This window comes from Shinella agrisoli, assembly GCF_046557955.1.
Taxonomy (GTDB): Bacteria; Pseudomonadota; Alphaproteobacteria; order Rhizobiales; family Rhizobiaceae; genus Shinella.
Window position 1 is genome coordinate 245,511 of record NZ_JBJIEP010000004.1, and the last position, 17,507, is coordinate 263,017.

A 17,507-nucleotide genomic window follows, 5' to 3' on the forward strand; every position below is an offset into this window, starting at 1 on the left:
GCCGTCCCGACGACCACGGCAGGAATCGGCTCCTCCGCCCCCTCAGGGCGTCGGGAAGCTGAATTGCGGGCTTTGCAGCAGGGTGAGGTCACCGGCCGGCTCGCCGGCGATGCGCCTAAGGAGCAGCCGGCCCATCGCCTCGCCCGCGGCGGTCAGGTCCTCGTAGATCGTCTCGACCTTCGGCTGGATCTGGCTGAGGAGCCGCGAGGTCTGCTTGGCGACGATGTCGTATTCGACGCCGAGCGAAAGACCGTTGTCGCTCATGCCGGTGATCGTCGCGAGGGCGGAGACTTCGCCGGGACAGGTGAAGCCGTCCGGCGGGTCCGGCTCGGCGCTGCGGCGGCGCATGTGGTCGCGGATCATGTCGGCCGGGCTGTCGAGGTCGAGGGCCTCGGGGATCTCGTAGGCGACGCCGGCCTCGCGCACGGCGGTCATGAAGCCGTGCAGCATGTGCTGGTGGAAGGTGAGGCGCCTGGGCGGCAGGATGATCGTGACCTTGCGCCGCCCCTTGGCGATCAGGCGCTTCGTCGCCTCGTAGGCGAAGGCGACGTTGTCGTAATCGACGAAGGCGTGTGGGGTGGAGAACTCCGTGCGGCCGTGCGTGACGAAGGGAAAGCCGTTTTCGAGGAGCAGCCGCACGCGCGGATCGAAGGGCTCGGTGCGCGAGAAGATGAGGCCGTCGGCCATGCCGTTGCGGATGATGTAGTTGACCGCATCGACATTGCTGCCGTCGAGGAAGTTCGGCGTGACGATGAGATGGTAGGGCGTCGTCTGGAGCGCGCGCGCAAGGCCGTGCATGATCGACGTGCCGAAGCCGAGGATCTCCTCGTGCGGATCGAGCAGCACGGAAATGACGTTGGTGCGGCCGGTCTTGAGGCGCTGTGCGGCGCGGTCCGGCAGGTAGCCGATCTCGGCCGCGACCTCGTGCACGCGCCGGCGCGTCGCCTCCGAGATCTGCGGCGCGTTGCCGAGCGCACGGGAAACCGTGGTGATCGCAAGGCCCGTCATCTCCGCAATGGTCTTCAGCGTCGGCTTGCAGGCTCGAAGCGTGTTGCGGGCGGGTTCACTGTCGGCGGACTTTTCGATGCGGGGCACGGATACGGTTCTTCGGATAGCGGTCGATCGGCGGCACCATACCGGCGGGCCGGGCATCCGGCAATCTTGCGCCGCACAGAATTTAAAACGATTTCAGTGCGGCGCACAAATCGTGCCGGAAGAAGGAATGAGCCCCATCTTCTCGAATTTACCGCGTTCCCGAAGAGAGCTTACGCCATCCGCCATCGCAGCTTGACTCCGCAAATTTACAACGTTTTAAATTGGCGCGGCATTTTGAGCCGCAGACGGAATTCCGGCGCCCCTTCGGGCCTCGGGGAAATCGGCGGGAGGAAGCTCCCGCCCGCGAACTTGCAAACGGGAGGAATACGATGCGCAAGTTTCTGACGACCACCGCGATCGCCGCGGTGATGATGACGACGGGCGGCCTGTCCGCCAGGGCAGCCGAAGGCGTCGAGGTCCTGCACTGGTGGACCTCCGGCGGCGAAGCGGCCGCGCTCGACGTCCTGAAGAAGGACCTCGAATCCAAGGGCATTTCCTGGACCGACATGCCGGTCGCCGGCGGCGGCGGCACGGAAGCCATGACGGTGCTGCGCGCCCGCGTCACCGCCGGCAACGCGCCGACCGCGGTGCAGATGCTCGGCTTCGACATCCTCGACTGGGCCAAGGAGGGCGCGCTCGGCAACCTCGACGAGATTGCCGCCAAGGAAGGCTGGGACAAGGTGATCCCGACCGCCCTGCAGCAGTTCTCCAAGTATGACGGCCACTGGATCGCCGCCCCGGTCAACGTGCACTCCACCAACTGGGTGTGGGTCAACAAGGCGGCGCTCGACGCTGCCGGCGGCAAGGAGCCCACGAACTGGGACGAACTCGTCGCCCTCCTCGACAAGTTCAAGGAGCAGGGCATCACGCCGGTCGCGCATGGCGGGCAGCCATGGCAGGACGCCACGATCTTCGACGCGGTCGTGCTCTCCTTCGGCAACGACTTCTACAAGAAGGCCTTCATCGACCTCGATCCGGATACGCTGGGCAGCAGCCAGATGAAGGAAGCCTTCGACCGCATGACGAAGCTGCGCTCCTACGTGGACGACAACTTCTCCGGCCGTGACTGGAACCTCGCATCCGCCATGGTCATCGAAGGCAAGGCGGGCCTCCAGTTCATGGGCGACTGGGCGAAGGGCGAGTTCATCAAGGCCGGCAAGAAGCCGGGCACGGACTTCGTCTGCATGCGCTTCCCGGGCACGCAAGGGTCCGTGACCTTCAACTCCGACCAGTTCGCGATGTTCAAGGTCTCCGACGACAAGGTCCCGGCCCAGCTGACCATGGCATCCGCCATCGAAAGCCCGACCTTCCAGTCGGCCTTCAACGTGGTCAAGGGCTCTGCGCCGGCCCGCACGGACGTGCCGGACACCGACTTCGACGATTGCGGCAAGAAGGCCATCAAGGACCTCGCCGAAGCCAACACCAACGGCACGCTCTTCGGCTCCATGGCGCACGGCCATGCCAACCCGGCCTCCGTCAAGAACGCGATCTACGACGTCGTGACCCGCCAGTTCAACGGCGAGCTCTCCTCCGAGGAAGCCGTCGAGGAACTGAAGGCCGCCGTCGAGGCGGCAAAGTAGGCGCAAGGTTGCCTCTCACCCCGACCCTCTCCCCGTAAACTGGGAGAGGGAGAAGGAGAGGTCACGGCAGGTTTCCTTCTCCCCGCAGGCGGGGAGAAGGTGCCGGCAGGCGGATGAGGGGCATCACCCCGCCGCCGATAAACACAAAAACGGTGGTAACGACCATGGATAGCCGAAGCCGGCTGCAGGAGCTTCTGCCGAAGCTCGTGCTGGCACCCAGTTTCCTCATCGTGCTCGTCTTCGTCTACGGCTTCATCGCTTATACGGGCTTCCTGTCCCTGACGAACAGCCGGATGCTGCCGTCCTACGACTTCGTGGGGCTTCAGAACTATTCGCGGCTCTGGGCGCTGCCGCACTGGTGGCGGGCGATCTCGAACCTCGCCATCTTCGCCTCGCTCTACATTGCCATCTGCACCGTGCTGGGCCTGGCGCTGGCCATCCTGCTCGACCAGAAGATCCGCGCCGAAGGCATCCTGCGGCCGATCTACCTCTATCCGATGGCGCTCTCCTTCATCGTGACGGGTACCGCCTGGAAGTGGTTCCTCGACCCCGGCATCGGCCTTGAGAACACCATGCACCTCTGGGGCTGGGAGAGCTTTTCCTTCAACTGGATCAAGGACCGCAACTACGCCATCTACTGCGTGGTGATCGCCGCCGTCTGGCAGTCCTCCGGCTTCGTCATGGCGATGTTTCTCGCGGGCCTTCGCGGTGTCGACAACGAGATCATCAAGGCCGCGCAGATCGATGGCGCGACGACCGCCACCATCTACCGACGCATCATCATCCCGCTGATGCGCCCGGTGTTCCTGTCCGCCTTCGTCGTGCTCGCGCACCTCGCCATCAAGGCCTACGACCTCGTCGTCGCCTTGACCGGCGGCGGCCCCGGCCAGGCGACCGAGCTGCCGGCGACCTTCATGTACTCCTACACCTTTACCCGCAACCAGATGGGCATCGGCGCCTCCTCGGCGATCATCATGCTCGTCATGATCTTCTCGATCATCATTCCCTACCTCTATTCCGAAATCCGCGGAGGCAAAGGCCGATGAGCGCACAAAGCCCCGACAACGTCATCTCGCACAACAAGCTGACGCGCGCCCTCATCTACACCGCGCTTATCCTCTTCGCGTTCTACTATCTGCTGCCGCTCTACGTGATGGTGGTGAACTCGCTGAAGCCGCTCGACGAGATCCGCCAGGGCGGCATGCTGAACCTGCCGCAGCAATGGACCATCGAGCCGTGGCTTTCCGCCTGGTCGACGGCGCAGATCGGCGTGCAGCCGACGGGCCTTCGTCCCTTCTTCATCAACTCGATCCTGATGGTGGTTCCCGCCGTCGCGATCTCCACCGTCATTGGCGCGCTCAACGGCTACGTGCTGACCAAATGGCAGTTCCGCGGCTCGAACGTCTTCTTCGGCCTGCTTCTCCTCTCCTGCTTCATCCCGTTCCAGATCGTGCTCATCCCGATGGCGCGCATCCTCGGCTGGCTGGGCCTTGCCGGCTCGCTCTGGGGGCTGATCCTGGTGCATGTCGTCTACGGCATCGGCTTCACGACGCTCTATTTCCGCAACTACTACGAGAACTTCCCGACCGAGCTGGTGCGCGCGGCGCAGATCGACGGCGCGAGCTTCTTCCAGATCTTCTACCGCATCCTGCTGCCGTCCTCCGGGCCGATCATCGTCGTCTCGGTCATCTGGCAGTTCACCAATATCTGGAACGACTTCCTGTTCGGCGCCTCGTTCTCGGGCGCATCCTCGACGCCGATGACCGTGGCGCTCAACAACCTCGTCTCCTCCTCGACCGGCGTGAAGGAATACAACGTGCATTTCGCGGGCGCCATCCTCGCGGCGCTCCCCACCCTCGTCGTCTACATCGTCTCCGGACGCTATTTCGTGCGCGGCCTGATGTCCGGCGCCGTGAAAGGATAGGCCCCATGTCTTCCCCGAATACGTCTTTCCTGAAGATCAGCAACCTGCGCAAATCCTACGGCGCGCTCGAAATCCTGAAGGATATCAACCTCACGATCGAGGAAGGCGGCTTCCTCGTGCTGGTCGGCCCGTCGGGCTGCGGCAAGTCCACGCTGCTCAACACCATCGCCGGGCTGGAGCCGATCACCTCCGGCGACATCGCCATCGACGGCCGCTCCGTCGCAGGCCTGCACCCCTCCAAGCGCGACATCGCCATGGTCTTCCAGTCCTACGCGCTCTACCCGAACATGACGGTCGCCGGGAACATCGCCTTCGGCATGGAGATCCGCGGCGTGCCGAAGGAGGAGCGCGACAAGGCGATCAAGCAGGTGGCGGACATGCTACAGATCGGCCACCTGCTCGACCGCAAGCCCGGCCAGCTCTCCGGCGGCCAGCGCCAGCGCGTCGCCATGGGCCGCGCGCTCGTGCGCGACCCGAAGCTCTTCCTCTTCGACGAGCCGCTGTCGAACCTCGACGCGAAGCTGCGCGTCGACATGCGCACGGAGATCAAGCGCCTGCACCAGCGCATGAAGACGACCATCGTCTACGTGACGCACGACCAGATCGAGGCGATGACGCTCGCCACCCGGATCGCCGTGCTGAAGGACGGCGTGCTGCAGCAGTTCGGCTCGCCCGCCGAGATCTACAACAACCCGGCCAACACCTTCGTCGCCGACTTCATGGGCTCGCCGGCGATGAACCTGCTCAAGGGCAAGGTGGAGAGCAACGGCTCGGGCCTTGCCGTCTCGCTGGCCCGCCACCAGGCCGAGCCGCTGGTGCTTGCCGTGCCGAACGCGCCCGGCGGCCTTTCCGCCTACGCCGGCAAGGACGTGATCTTCGGCATCCGCCCGGAGGCGCTGACCGACCCGGACGGCGCGGACCGCAATGCGCGTACGATCGCCGAGGGCGACTGCCTGATCGAGGTGGTGGAGCCCGCCGGCGCCGATACCTTCGCCGTCACCCATCTCGGCGGCAAGGAGATCGTCGCGCGGCTGCGCGCCGACGTGCGCATCGCCCCCGGCCAGAAGGCGCGCCTTGCCTTCAACCTCGACAAGGCGGTGTTCTTCGATCCCGCAAGCCAGCTTCGCATCGCCTGAGCACGCCATGACCACCCAGCCGGACATCGTCATCATCGGATCGGGCATCGGCGGGGCCACCATGGCCGCCGCGCTCGCCCCGACGGGGGCGAAGATCGTCATCCTCGAAGCGGGCGACCACCTGCCCGACTGCCCGGAAAACCGCGACCAGCGCGCCATCTTCCAGCGCGGCCACTTCCGCCCGAAGGAGATGTGGTACGAGGCGGACGGCACCGCCTTCAACCCCGGCAACTACTACAATGTCGGCGGCAACTCGAAATTCTACGGCGCGGTGCTGGTGCGTTACCGCCGCGAGGATTTCGAGGAGATGCGCCACCGCGACGGCATCTCGCCCGCCTGGCCCTTTTCCTATGAGGAGCTGGAGCCGTGGTACACCGCCGCGGAAAAGCTCTACAACGTGCGCGGCACGCTGGGCGAGGACCCGACGGAGCCGTCCCATTCCGCGCCCTACCCCTTCCCGCCGGTGCCGGACGAGCCGGCCGTCGCGAAAGTCCGCGCGAAGCTGAAGGCGAACGGCCTCCACCCCTATTCCCTGCCGCTCGGCGTCGACCTCGACCGATGGCTCGCCAAGGCGAAGACGCCTTGGGACGCGCACCCGAACTGCAACGACGGCAAGATGGATGCGGAAAGCGTCGGCCTCGCCGAGGCGCTGAAGCATCCGAATGTCGAGCTGCGCACCAGCTGCCGGGTGACGCGGCTTGCCACCGCCCCGCATGGCCGCACCGTCTCGACCGTGCACTATGTCCGCGGCGGCGAGGCCGAAAGCGTTTCGCCGCGGCTGGTCATCCTCTCGGCCGGCGCGGTGCAATCGGCCGCGCTGCTGCTGCGCTCGGCATCGGAAGCCTTCCCGAACGGGCTTGCCAACAGCTCCGACCAGGTCGGCCGCAACTTCATGAACCACAATTCGAGCGCCGTGATCGGCGTCTCGCCCTTCTACCGCAACACGTCGGTCTACCAGAAGAGCTTCGGCTTCAACGACTATTACCTCTCCGACGGCAACGGCGGGCCGCCGCTCGGCAATGTCCAGCTTCTCGGCCGCGTCTCGGGAAAGATCCTCAAGGCGAACATGCCCTCCATGCCGGAATGGCTGCTGGAGCAGGTGGCCTCGCACGCCATCGACTTCTACGCCATGAGCGAGGACCTGCCGCATCCGGAAAGTCGCATCCTGGTCGACCGCGACCGCATCGTCCTGAAATGGACGCGCACCAACTGGCAGGCCCATCTCGACCTCGTGGCCAGGCTCAAGGCCGCGCTGAAGAAGGCCGGCTTCCCGATCGTGCTCGCCCGCGCTTTCGACAAGCGCACGCCCTCGCACCAATGCGGCACGGTGCGCATCGGCAATGATCCGGCGACGGCGCCGCTCGACACCTGGTGCCGCGCCTACGACCATCCGAACCTCTTCGTGGTCGATGCCTCGTACCTTCCGACCTCGGCCGCGGTGAACCCGGCGCTCACCGTCGCGGCGCAGGCCCTGCGCGTCGCCGACCGCATCAAGTCCAGGGACCTTGCCGCATGACGACCTCCGCACGCCCCGTCGCCATCGTCACCGGCGGCCGCCGCGGCATCGGCCTCGGCGTCGCCAGGGCCCTTGCGGCGGACGGCTTCGACATCGCCATCACCGGGATCGGCGACGGCGATGCGGCGATGGACGCCATGCTGGCCGACCTCACCGCGCTCGGCGCGCGCGCGATCTACCTCAAGGGCGACCTTGCCGACATCTCCGGCCATGCGGCCACGGTCGCGGCCGTCGAGGACCGGCTCGGCGCCATCGCCTGCCTCGTCAACAATGCCGGCATCGCCTCCGTCGTGCGCGGCGATTTCCTCGATCTTTCGCCGGAGAATTTCGACACGATCGTCGCGACCAACCTGCGCGGCACCGTCTTCTTCACGCAGGCGGTGCTGAAGGCCATGCTGCATTCCCAGAAGGCAAGCGGCCCGCGCTCGATCATCAACATCACCTCCGTCTCGGCGGCGCTCACCTCGCCCGAACGGCTCGACTACTGCATGACCAAGGCGGGGCTGGCCGCCTTCAGCCAGGGGTTGGCCTTGCGGCTGGCGGAGACCGGCATCTCCGTCTTCGAGATCCGCCCCGGCATCATCCGCTCCGACATGACCGCCGGCGTCTCTGCGAAATACGACGCGCTGATCGAGGGCGGCCTCGTGCCGATGCGGCGCTGGGGCGAACCGGAGGACATCGGCGGCGCTGCGGCGGCTCTGGCGACCGGCAGGTTCGCCTTCGCCACCGGCTCGGTGATCAATCTCGACGGCGGCCTTGCCATCGGGCGGCTTTAAGGTGCGGGAAAGACGGTCGAGACAAGTCCCTTCTCCCCGAGGGGAGAAGGGATCAGGGCAAGCACCGGCCAACGCGAGACGACGCTGCGGAATTTGAGGATAACAGCATGACCTACGACTATATCATCACCGGCGCCGGTCCTGCCGGCTGCGTGCTGGCGAACCGGCTTTCGGAAGACCCGGCCGTCAGCGTGCTGCTGCTGGAGGCCGGCGGCGGGGACTGGAACCCGCTGTTCCACATGCCCGCGGGCTTCGCCAAGATGACGAAGGGCGTCGCGAGCTGGGGCTGGGAGACCGTGCCGCAGAAGCACATGAAGGGGCGCGTGCTGCGCTACACCCAGGCCAAGGTCATCGGCGGCGGCTCCTCGATCAACGCGCAGCTCTATACCCGCGGCAATGCGGCGGACTACGACCTCTGGGCGCGCGAGGACGGCTGCGAGGGCTGGAGCTACCGCGAGGTGCTGCCCTATTTCAAGCGCGCGGAGGACAACCAGCGCTTTGCCGACGACTACCATTCCTACGGCGGGCCGCTCGGCGTCTCCATGCCGGTCTCGGCGCTGCCGATCTGCGACGCCTATATCCGCGCCGGCCAGGAGCTCGGCATCCCCTACAATCCCGATTTCAACGGCCGCCGGCAGGCGGGCATCGGCTTCTACCAGCTCACCCAGAGGAACCGCCGCCGCTCTTCAGCCTCACTCGCCTATCTCGCGCCGATCAGGGAGCGGAAGAACCTCACCGTCCGCACCGGCGCCCGCGTCGCCCGCATCGTGCTGGAAGGCACCCGCGCCATCGGCGTCGAGGTGGCGACGGCGGGCCGCACCGAGACGATCCGGGCAGAGCGCGAGGTGCTCGTCTCTTCCGGCGCCATCGGCTCGCCGAAGCTGCTCCTGCAATCGGGCATCGGCCCGGCCGATCACCTGAAATCGGCCGGCGTTCCGGTCAGGCACGACCTGCCGGGCGTCGGCTCGAACATGCAGGACCATCTCGACCTCTTCGTCATCTGCGAATGCACCGGCGACCACACCTATGACGGCGTCGCGAAGCTGCACCGCACGCTCTGGGCCGGCCTGCAATACGTGCTGTTCCGCTCCGGGCCCGTCGCCTCCTCGCTCTTCGAGACCGGCGGCTTCTGGTATGCCGATCCGGATGCCCGCTCGCCGGACATCCAGTTCCATCTCGGCCTCGGCTCCGGCATCGAGGCGGGCGTCGAAAGGCTGAAGAATGCCGGCGTGACGCTGAACTCCGCCTACCTGCATCCGCGCTCGCGCGGCACGGTGCGGCTCGCCTCCGCCGATCCTGCCGCCGCGCCGCTGATCGACCCCAACTACTGGGAAGACCCGCATGACCGGAAGATGTCGATCGAGGGGCTGAAGATCGCCCGCGAGATCATGAGCCAGGCCGCGCTGAAACCCTATGTGCTGGCCGAGCGCCTGCCGGGACCGAAGGCCGTCACCGACGAGGACCTCTTCGACTACGGCTGCGCCAATGCCAAGACCGACCACCACCCGGTCGGCACCTGCAAGATGGGCACGGGCGCGGATGCCGTCGTCGGGCTCGATTTGAAGGTGCGGGGGCTTGAAGGTCTGCGCGTCTGCGACAGTTCCATCATGCCGCGTGTCCCATCCTGCAACACCAACGCGCCGACGATCATGGTGGGCGAGAAGGGCGCCGACATCATCCGCGGCCTGCCGGCGCTGCCGGCCCAGGTCTTCCTGCATGAACGCAACGACGCGCGCCCACGCGCCCGCGCCGAGATCCGATAGATGCAGCCATGATCCGCCACTGCGTCTTCATCCGCTTCAAGCCGACCATTTCCACGGCCTACAAGGCCGAGCTCTTCAACGAGATCGACAGGCTCAAGGACCGCCTGCCGGGCATGCTCGCCGTGCATATCGGCGTCAACGTCAGCCCGGAGGAGGGCATGGACAAGGGTTTCAGCGACGGCTTCATCGTCGACTTCGCCGACAGTTTCTCACGCGACGCCTATCTGGAGGATGCAGAGCACAAGCTGACCGGCGGCCGGCTCGTCGCCGCCGCGGAAGGCGGCGCGGCGGGCATCCTCGTCTACGACCTCGAAACGGACGATTGAGAGCCGATGATCCCCGATCCCCACGCCTTCCTCGCCTCGCTGTTCCAGGCCGCCGTCAAGGCCGCCGAACCGGTGGCCGCGATCCGCGCGCACCTGCCGGAAAGGCCGAAGGGCCGCACCGTGGTGATCGGCGCGGGCAAGGCGGCGAGCCAGATGGCGGCGGCGCTGGAAAGCCTGTGGGACGGACCGCTGGAAGGCGCGGTGGTGACACAGCACGGACCGGTCGCCGCCTGCCGGCGGGTCGAGGTCCTGCAGGCCGCCCATCCCGTGCCGGACGAGGCCGGCATCGCCGCTTCCGCCCGGCTCTTCGCGCTGCTGCGCGACTTGACGCAGGACGATCTCGTCATCGCCCTCGTCTCCGGCGGCGGCTCGGCGCTGCTGCCGGCGCCGGCCGGCATGCTGACGCTGGCCGACGAGATCGCCGTCAACAGGGCGCTGCTCGCCTCGGGCGCGCCGATCTCCGCCATGAACACAGTGCGCAAGCACGTCTCGCGCATCAAGGGCGGGCGGCTCGCCCATGCCGCCCATCCGGCGCGCGTGGTGAGCCTCATCCTCTCGGACATTCCCGGCGACAACCCCGCCCATGTCGCCTCCGGCCCGACCATTCCCGACAATTCGACGCCGGAGGATGCGCTGGCGATCGTGCGGCAATACCATCTGGCGCTGCCGAGGACGGTGATGGAACACCTCGCCTCGCCGGATTCGGCGGCGGCCCGGCCGGACGATCCGGCCTTCACCCGTCACGAGCACCAAGTCATCGCCTCCGCCCGGGTCTCGCTGGAAGCGGCCGCCGGAAAGGCGAAAGCGGCCGGCATCGTGCCGGTCATCCTGTCGGATTCGATCGAAGGCGAGGCGCGCGACATCGGGCTGATGCATGCGGCGATCGCCCGCGAGGTGCGCTATCACGGCCGGCCCTTCGCGGTGCCCGTCGTCATGCTCTCCGGCGGCGAGACGACGGTGACGATCGGCGGCGAGGGCCATGGCAAGGGCGGGCGCAACACGGAATTCCTGCTCTCCTTCGCCCATTCCATCCGCGGCCTGCCGGATGTCCAGGCGCTTGCCGCCGATACCGACGGCCGCGACGGCTCCGAACACAATGCCGGCGCTTTCGCCGACGGCGAGAGCATCATGCGCATGCGGGCCGCGGGGATCGATCCGCGGGTGAACCTTATGGACCATGACGCCTTCAGCGCCTTCGAGGCCATCGGCGACATTTTCGAGACCGGCCCGACCGGCACCAATGTCAACGATTTCCGCGCGATCCTGGTCCGTTAAGGTCGCTACGCGGAAAAAATCGCCTCAGGCGCGGCCGGCCCGGCGGGAAAGCACGCGCTCGACCGCGGAGAAGGCGTCATAGATCAGCACCGCCAGCACGGCGACGACGAGGCCGCCCTGCAGCACGAAGGCAAGGTTGTTCGATTGCAGGCCGGCGATGATGACCTCGCCGAGCGTCTTCGCCGCCACCGTCGAGCCGATGGTCGCCGTCGCAAGGCTGATGACGACCGAGAGGCGGATGCCGGCGAGGACGACCGGCAGGGCGAGCGGGAACTCCACCTTGGTCAGCCGCTGCCAGGCGGTCATGCCGGTGCCGCGCGCCGCCTCGACGATGGCCGGCGGCAGGGTGGAAAGGCCGGTCATGGCATTCTCGAAGATCGGCAGCAGGCCATAGAGGAAGAGCGCGATCAGCGTCGGCTTCTCGCCGAAGCCGACGGCGGGCACGGCGAGCGCCAGCACGGCGACGGGCGGGAAGGTCTGGCCGATATTAACGAGGCTGCGCGACAGCGGCAGGAACTCCGCGCCGATCGGGCGGGTGACGAGGATGGCAAGGCCCACGGCGACGACGGTCGCGGCGAATGTCGCCGCAAAGACGGTCGCAAGGTGCGAGAGCGTCAGGGAAAGCAGGCTGCCCTGGTTGTAGACGGCCGGCGCATTGGCCTGCACGAGCGGCTTCAGCAGCGGCTCGAACAGCATGGGCTGGACGAGGAAGGCGATCAGGAGGACGAGCGCCGCGAGCCGGAGGAGATTGGGCAGGAACCGCCTCATTGCGGCCTCGCGGCGCGTCGCGTCAGGGCGGCCAGCGTGACGCGGCCGATGGGCGCGCCGTCCGCGCCGACGACCGGCAGCGCGTCGCGGCCCGACCAGAGCAGCGCGGAGAGCGCGTCGCGCTGGCTCACGTCCGCGGCGATCGGCTCGCCCGCCGCATCGCCGGCTTCCGTGGCCTCGGCCACCGTGCCGATCGAGAGCAGCCGGAAGGGCCGTTCGCCGGCGCCGATCAGCGTCTCGACGAAATCCGTCGCCGGGCTCACCAGCATCTCCTCTGGCGCGGCATATTGCACGATCCTGCCCTTGTCCATGACGGCGATCCTGTCGGCGAGATGGAAGGCCTCCTCCATGTCGTGCGTAACGAGGACGATAGTCGTGCCGAAGTGCTTCTGGATCGCCAGGAGGTCGTCCTGCGCCTTGGCGCGGATGACGGGGTCGAGCGCGCCGAAGGGCTCGTCCATGAGCAGGATGTTCGGCTCGGCGGCAAGCGCGCGGGCAACGCCGACGCGTTGCTGCTGGCCGCCGGACAATTCGTGCGGATAGCGCGGGCCGAAGGCGGCGGGATCGAGCTGGAAGAGCGACAGGAGCTCCCTCACCTTGGCGTCGATGCGGCTCTTCTCCCAGCCGAGCAGCACCGGCACCGTGGCGATGTTCTCCGCGACCGTGCGGTGCGGGAAGAGGCCGTGGCCCTGGATGGCATAGCCGATGCGGCGGCGCAGCTCGTGGCCGGCAATGGCGCTGTTGTCCCCGCCGTCGATCCGGATCGTACCCGAAGTCGGCTCGACGAGGCGGTTGATCATGCGCATCAGCGTCGTCTTGCCGGAGCCGGACGTGCCGACGATGACGGTGATCGTGTGCGGCGCGATCTTCATCGAGACGTTGTCGACGACGGTCGTATCGCCGTAGCGCTTGGTGATGGTGTCGATCTCGATCATGCGGCCCTGCCGGGTTTGCGATTGGAGAGTTCGGTCGCCGCATCGAGCACGATCGCCGCGGCGAAGGCGAGCGCCACGGTGGGCACCGCGCCGAGCAGCACGAGGTCCATTGCGGTCTGGCCGATGCCCTGGAAGACGAAGACGCCGAAGCCGCCGCCGCCGATCAGCGCCGCAATCGTCGCAAGGCCGATGTTCTGCACGAGCACGATGCGGATGCCGGTGAGGATGACCGGGAAGGCGAGCGGCAGCTCGACGCCGAAGAGCCGCTGGCGGTCCGTCATGCCGAGGCCGCGGGCGGCGTCGTTCGCATCGCGCGGCACGCCGGCAAGGCCGACCACCGTATTGGCGACGACGGGCAGCAGCGAATAGAGGAAGAGCGCGACGAAGGCGGGCGCCGTGCCGATGCCGCGGATGCCGATCGCCGCAGCCCCCGGCACATGGACCGCGATCCAGCCGAGCGGGGCGATCAGCAGGCCGAAGAGCGCGATCGAGGGGATCGTCTGGATGATGTTGAGGACGTTGAGCACGCCGGCGCGCAAGGCTTCCACCCGATGGCAGAGGATGCCGAGCGGCAGGCCGACGAGCGCGGCGGCGGCAAGCGAGCCGAGCGCCAGCACCACATGGCGCCCCGCCTCCAGCCAGAAGGTCTCGGCGCGGCTGCCGTATTCCTTCAGGATCGACAGCCCGTCCCAGGCGCCGGACATGAGGAGCGCGGCGACGGCGGCCGCGACGGCGGCGAGCAGCGCGACCCGCACGAGCGGGGACGGTCTCAGCCGTGCCAGCGCGTCGGCCGTCACCAGCGCGAAGGCGAAGCTCGTGAGCCAGAAGCCGGAGGCGGGCGAAACGCGGGCATAGGTGTTTTCCGGCGGCGTCAGATGGCCGGCGGAAAGGCCGATGAGGACGGCGAGCGCCAGGAGGGCGACAAGCCCCAGCGCCAGCCGGAAGACCGTCGGCGTCTTCAGGACGATGACGACGACGGCGACGGCGACGAAGGCGAGGAGCACCCCGCCCCATCCGGCGGGAAGCGCCTCGAGGATCGACCGCGCCTCGCCGGGCACGATGCGGTTGGCCCGGAAATTGGCGAACGGCGCCACGAAGGCGCCGTAGGCCAGCAATGCGGCGATCACCACGCCGAGCTTGTCGATCCGCACCGTCATGAAGGCCTTTCGGAGAAGAATCCTCCGCCCCGGACGGGCGGAGGAGGCAAGCGGTCCTACTTGATGAAGCCGTTCTTCTTGAGGAAGTCCTCGGCGACGGCCTTGGCCGGCTCGCCGCCGACCTGGACGCGGCCGTTGAGGTCCTGCAGCGTCACGAGGTCGAGCTTCTCGAAGACGGGCTTGAGGATTTCCTCGATCTGCGGATTGGCCTTCAGCACGGCCTCGCGGATGATCGGCGAGGGCTGGTAGACCGGCTGCACGCCCTTGTCGTCCTCCAGAACGACGAGGCCGGAGGGCGCGATGCCGCCGTCCGTGCCGTAGACCATGGCGGCGTTGGCGCCGTTCGTCTGGTTGGCGGCGGCGGCGATCGTCGCGGCCGTGTCGCCGCCCGAAAGCGTGATGAGCTGTTCCGGCTTCAGGGTGAAATTGTAGGTCGTCTGGAAGGCCGGAAGGGCGGCGGCCGAGTTCACGAATTCGGAGGAGGCGGCGAGCACCACCTGGCCGCCCTCGGAGACGTATTTGCCGAAGTCGGTCAGGGTCACCAGCTTGTTCGGCTCGGCGACGTCCTTGCGCAGCGCGATCGCCCAGGTGTTGTTGGCCGGCGACGGCGTCAGCCAGACGATCTTGTTGGCGTCGAAATCGAGCGTCTTGGCAAGCTCGTAGGCCTTGGTCGCATCCTTCCAGGCCGGATCGTCGGCCTTCTCGAAGATGAAGGCGGCATTGCCGGTATATTCCGGATAGATGTCGATCTCGCCGGCGATGATCGCCTGGCGCACGACCGGCGTCGCGCCGAGCTGCACGCGGTCCGTCGTCTGGATACCGTTGGCATTCAGCACGGAAAGGATGATGTTGCCGAGGACTCCGCCCTCCGTGTCGATCTTCGACGAGACGACGACCTGGGCCTGGGCGGCGCCGGCGGCCAAGCCGAGGGCCACAGCTGCTCCGAGGAATTTGACGACTGGGCGCATGAGAAAACCTTTCGTTTGTGCGGGAACCCAAGGCGGCATTTTCACCACGTTTGGGAAAGCCCGTCCGGGCAAAGCATTCCATATATGGCAGGCTATCGCAAAAAACAGACCGCACGGGCGCTGCCGCGCACGACGTTTGTTGCCGCTATCGAGGCGCTTGCAAGATTGAGCGAAGACACGGCTTTTGGCAACACGGATACGGCCGGGGCAAGACGGCCGCCGCCCGCCGCAGCGCCGATCACGGCGTGGTGTCGGGCGGCGGCGAGGCTGGGATCGCTCCGGCCCCGTCACCTTCATTTCTTGCGCAGCGTCAACGCTGGGTTACGGGCGAAGAAGTTGTGGGGCATGATGTGCACGGTCTTCCACTCCGTCGACATGACCGGCCAGTCCTCCATGCGCGGGATATGGTGGAAGCCGGCGGAGAACCAGGTGACGATGTCCTTGCCCATCAGGCTCCGGTCCTTCTTCACCCATTCGGCGAGCGTGTCGGACCCGTCGCTCTGCATGGCGAACTTGCCGCCGGCATAACGCTGCTCCGGATCGTAGACCGTGTTCCAGACCGAATACTCGATATAGGCGTTGCGCTTCATCGGCGGGTCGTTGGCATAGTCGTAGGGACCGTAGGCGACGTTGCCGTGATGGATCATCCAGCCGGGCTCGTGGCCGAGATAGCCCTCGCGTGACGGGTTGGAGATATGGAAGTAGCGAGGCTGCATGGCCGAAAGCTTGTAGCGCGCCTCCATTTCCGTATGCGGCATCTTGTGCTCGACCGTCCACATCGACTTGCGCGGACTGGACGGATCGAGCTTCGCCGGAACGATGTCCATCGTCGAGAAATGGTTCACCGGCTGGTCGACGTCGAAGTCGATCCGGAAGTTGAAGTAGTGGTCGTGGTTGGCGGCGACGAGGTTCGGCGCGATCAGCGTGCCGTAGGCCGTGTCAGCCTTCGCCGTCGGGTCCTTCATCGAGGTCGAGGCGACGCCCTTCACCGCATCGAGGCCGGTCGCGCCGACATGGATGTTGATCTGGCCGTTCTGCTGCAGGCGGTAGTCAATGAGGTAGTCATAATTCCCGACCTCGGAGGCCGTGCGCACGACGAGCTCCGTCGCCGGGCGACCTTCCGCCGGCACCGGGTTTTCCGGCGTCTGCGCGAAGACCTCGAAGTGACGCCAGGCGGGATCGCCGATATTGCGCTCGAAGACGCAGATCGCATCCGGGATGACCAGCGGCGCACCCTTGTCGTCGGCGATCGTCGCCGGCAGGAACGTGGCATGCGACGGGCAGTCGATGCCGGCGCGCAGCGGGCTCAGGAAGAGGCCGAAGCCGTATTCCCCGCTGTCCATGTAGGTGCGCCAGTACCAGCCTTCCGTCGGGTCCATGTACGGCACGAAGACTTCCGAGAGGTGCGCCTGGTAGATGACGGAGCGCCAGGTGCCGTCGTCGTTGACGTCGAGGTTTGAGATGACCAGGCCCGGCCGCTTGTCGACGCGGAAATTGAAGCGCCAGATGTCCCATTCGAGGTGGCTGCCGTCGATCCTGTAGTTCGGGCCGCCCTCCTGCACGAGCGTGACGGGCTTGGATTCCGGCCGCAGCGGCACGCGCGCGGCGACCTCCTCCTCCGTATAGCCCCAGCCGTCCTTCGGCGGCTCGACGACGCCGGTGTCGATGACGCGCTGCACCTGCTTCTTGCCGATGTCGTAGACCGCAAAGAGACCTTCGATCGGCCTGGCGTAGAAGTTGGAGCCGTCCGGAACCTGGTAGCACGGCACCTTCATCAGGCGGGAATTCCGGTACTCCTCCGTGAAGAAGTTGCCGCCCGTGAGCGGCAGGCAGAAGGCCTGTTCCGGCTTCAGGCCGCGCTTTTCAAGCCCCGCCACCATGTCCGGATGGCCGAGCGCGCCCTCCAGCGCATTCATGAACTCGGTGAAGAGCACCATGGGCTGGCCCTTGGTCTTCTCGTTGCTCTCGACCGTGCCCTGGGTGATGTTCACCACCGCCTCGCTGAAGCCCTCCGCGCCGGTGAAATAGACCGTCGCCTTGCGGTCGAGCGCATCGCCTTCCTTCCAGGCGAGCACGTCGGCCTTGGCCGGCTCCTTCAACTCGATCAGCGGGTAGAGCGTCTCGTCGTCCACGATCTTCTCGCCGCGCAGGATCTGGTTGATCTTCTGGTATTCCTCGGCGGTCAGCCCGTCGAGCGGGTGAGCGGCGGCGGCGCTCGCGGCAAGGCCGAGCGCCACCGCCGTGGAGGCCAGATGTTTCGTCAGTCTCATGATCGTTCCCTCTTTGCT

At 66.8% G+C, this 17,507-nt stretch carries 15 protein-coding genes; 9 read left to right on the forward strand and 6 right to left on the reverse strand.

Going from position 1 to position 17,507, the window contains the following annotated elements; all coding sequences use genetic code 11:
• Window positions 1-42: 42 nt before the first annotated feature.
• Window positions 43-1,095 (reverse strand): LacI family transcriptional regulator, encoded by a 1,053-nt coding sequence (locus ACIIOY_RS05240; protein ID WP_411033569.1) that lies wholly within the window; start codon window positions 1,093-1,095, stop codon window positions 43-45.
• Window positions 1,096-1,463: 368 nt separating this feature from the next.
• Here ACIIOY_RS05240 and ACIIOY_RS05245 point away from each other — a divergent pair, with 368 nt between their 5' ends.
• The 9 genes from ACIIOY_RS05245 to ACIIOY_RS05285 all read left to right on the forward strand — a co-directional run bounded on the left by ACIIOY_RS05245 (window position 1,464) and on the right by ACIIOY_RS05285 (window position 11,391).
• Window positions 1,464-2,675 (forward strand): ABC transporter substrate-binding protein, encoded by a 1,212-nt coding sequence (locus tag ACIIOY_RS05245; protein ID WP_411033660.1) that lies wholly within the window; start codon window positions 1,464-1,466, stop codon window positions 2,673-2,675.
• A gap of 164 nt (window positions 2,676-2,839) precedes the next feature.
• On the forward strand, window positions 2,840-3,721 hold the full coding sequence (locus ACIIOY_RS05250; protein WP_411033570.1) for a carbohydrate ABC transporter permease: 882 nt from the start codon (window positions 2,840-2,842) through the stop codon (window positions 3,719-3,721).
• Window positions 3,718-4,599, forward strand: a complete 882-nt coding sequence (locus ACIIOY_RS05255) for a carbohydrate ABC transporter permease (protein ID WP_411033571.1) — start codon at window positions 3,718-3,720, stop codon at window positions 4,597-4,599. Before ACIIOY_RS05250 ends, ACIIOY_RS05255 begins: the two co-directional genes overlap by 4 nt.
• Before the next feature lie 5 nt (window positions 4,600-4,604).
• A complete protein-coding gene (locus ACIIOY_RS05260) occupies window positions 4,605-5,735 on the forward strand; it encodes an ABC transporter ATP-binding protein (protein WP_411033572.1) in 1,131 nt (376 codons plus the stop codon).
• A gap of 7 nt (window positions 5,736-5,742) precedes the next feature.
• Window positions 5,743-7,251 carry a GMC oxidoreductase gene (locus tag ACIIOY_RS05265; RefSeq protein WP_411033573.1) on the forward strand — a complete coding sequence of 503 codons (1,509 nt, stop codon included), beginning with the start codon at window positions 5,743-5,745 and terminating at the stop codon, window positions 7,249-7,251.
• Window positions 7,248-8,027: a 3-ketoacyl-ACP reductase gene (locus ACIIOY_RS05270; RefSeq protein WP_411033574.1), complete on the forward strand. Its 780-nt coding sequence runs from the start codon at window positions 7,248-7,250 to the stop codon at window positions 8,025-8,027. Before ACIIOY_RS05265 ends, ACIIOY_RS05270 begins: the two co-directional genes overlap by 4 nt.
• A 107-nt stretch (window positions 8,028-8,134) precedes the next feature.
• On the forward strand, window positions 8,135-9,790 hold the full coding sequence (locus ACIIOY_RS05275; RefSeq protein WP_411033575.1) for a GMC family oxidoreductase: 1,656 nt from the start codon (window positions 8,135-8,137) through the stop codon (window positions 9,788-9,790).
• Between the two features lie 8 nt (window positions 9,791-9,798).
• Entirely contained in the window at window positions 9,799-10,116 is a 318-nt protein-coding gene (locus ACIIOY_RS05280) for a Dabb family protein (protein WP_411033576.1), read from the forward strand.
• 6 nt (window positions 10,117-10,122) lie between these two features.
• Window positions 10,123-11,391: a glycerate kinase type-2 family protein gene (locus tag ACIIOY_RS05285; RefSeq protein ID WP_411033577.1), complete on the forward strand. Its 1,269-nt coding sequence runs from the start codon at window positions 10,123-10,125 to the stop codon at window positions 11,389-11,391.
• Between the two features lie 24 nt (window positions 11,392-11,415).
• On the opposite strand, the gene ACIIOY_RS05290 is transcribed toward ACIIOY_RS05285, so the two are convergent.
• The 5 genes from ACIIOY_RS05290 to ACIIOY_RS05310 all read right to left on the reverse strand — a co-directional run bounded on the left by ACIIOY_RS05290 (window position 11,416) and on the right by ACIIOY_RS05310 (window position 17,489).
• Complete coding sequence (locus tag ACIIOY_RS05290) at window positions 11,416-12,159, reverse strand: ABC transporter permease (RefSeq protein WP_411033578.1); 744 nt, start codon at window positions 12,157-12,159, stop codon at window positions 11,416-11,418.
• Window positions 12,156-13,094, reverse strand: coding sequence for an ABC transporter ATP-binding protein (locus ACIIOY_RS05295; RefSeq protein ID WP_411033579.1), 939 nt, complete (start codon window positions 13,092-13,094; stop codon window positions 12,156-12,158). Before ACIIOY_RS05295 ends, ACIIOY_RS05290 begins: the two co-directional genes overlap by 4 nt.
• Window positions 13,091-14,251 (reverse strand): ABC transporter permease, encoded by a 1,161-nt coding sequence (locus ACIIOY_RS05300; RefSeq protein WP_411033580.1) that lies wholly within the window; start codon window positions 14,249-14,251, stop codon window positions 13,091-13,093. The genes ACIIOY_RS05295 and ACIIOY_RS05300 overlap by 4 nt, the downstream gene beginning before the upstream one ends.
• 56 nt (window positions 14,252-14,307) lie before the next feature.
• A complete protein-coding gene (gene osmF / locus ACIIOY_RS05305) occupies window positions 14,308-15,219 on the reverse strand; it encodes a glycine betaine ABC transporter substrate-binding protein OsmF (protein WP_411033581.1) in 912 nt (303 codons plus the stop codon).
• 293 nt (window positions 15,220-15,512) lie between these two features.
• Window positions 15,513-17,489 (reverse strand): copper amine oxidase, encoded by a 1,977-nt coding sequence (locus ACIIOY_RS05310; RefSeq protein ID WP_411033582.1) that lies wholly within the window; start codon window positions 17,487-17,489, stop codon window positions 15,513-15,515.
• Between the last annotated feature and the right edge of the window lie 18 nt (window positions 17,490-17,507).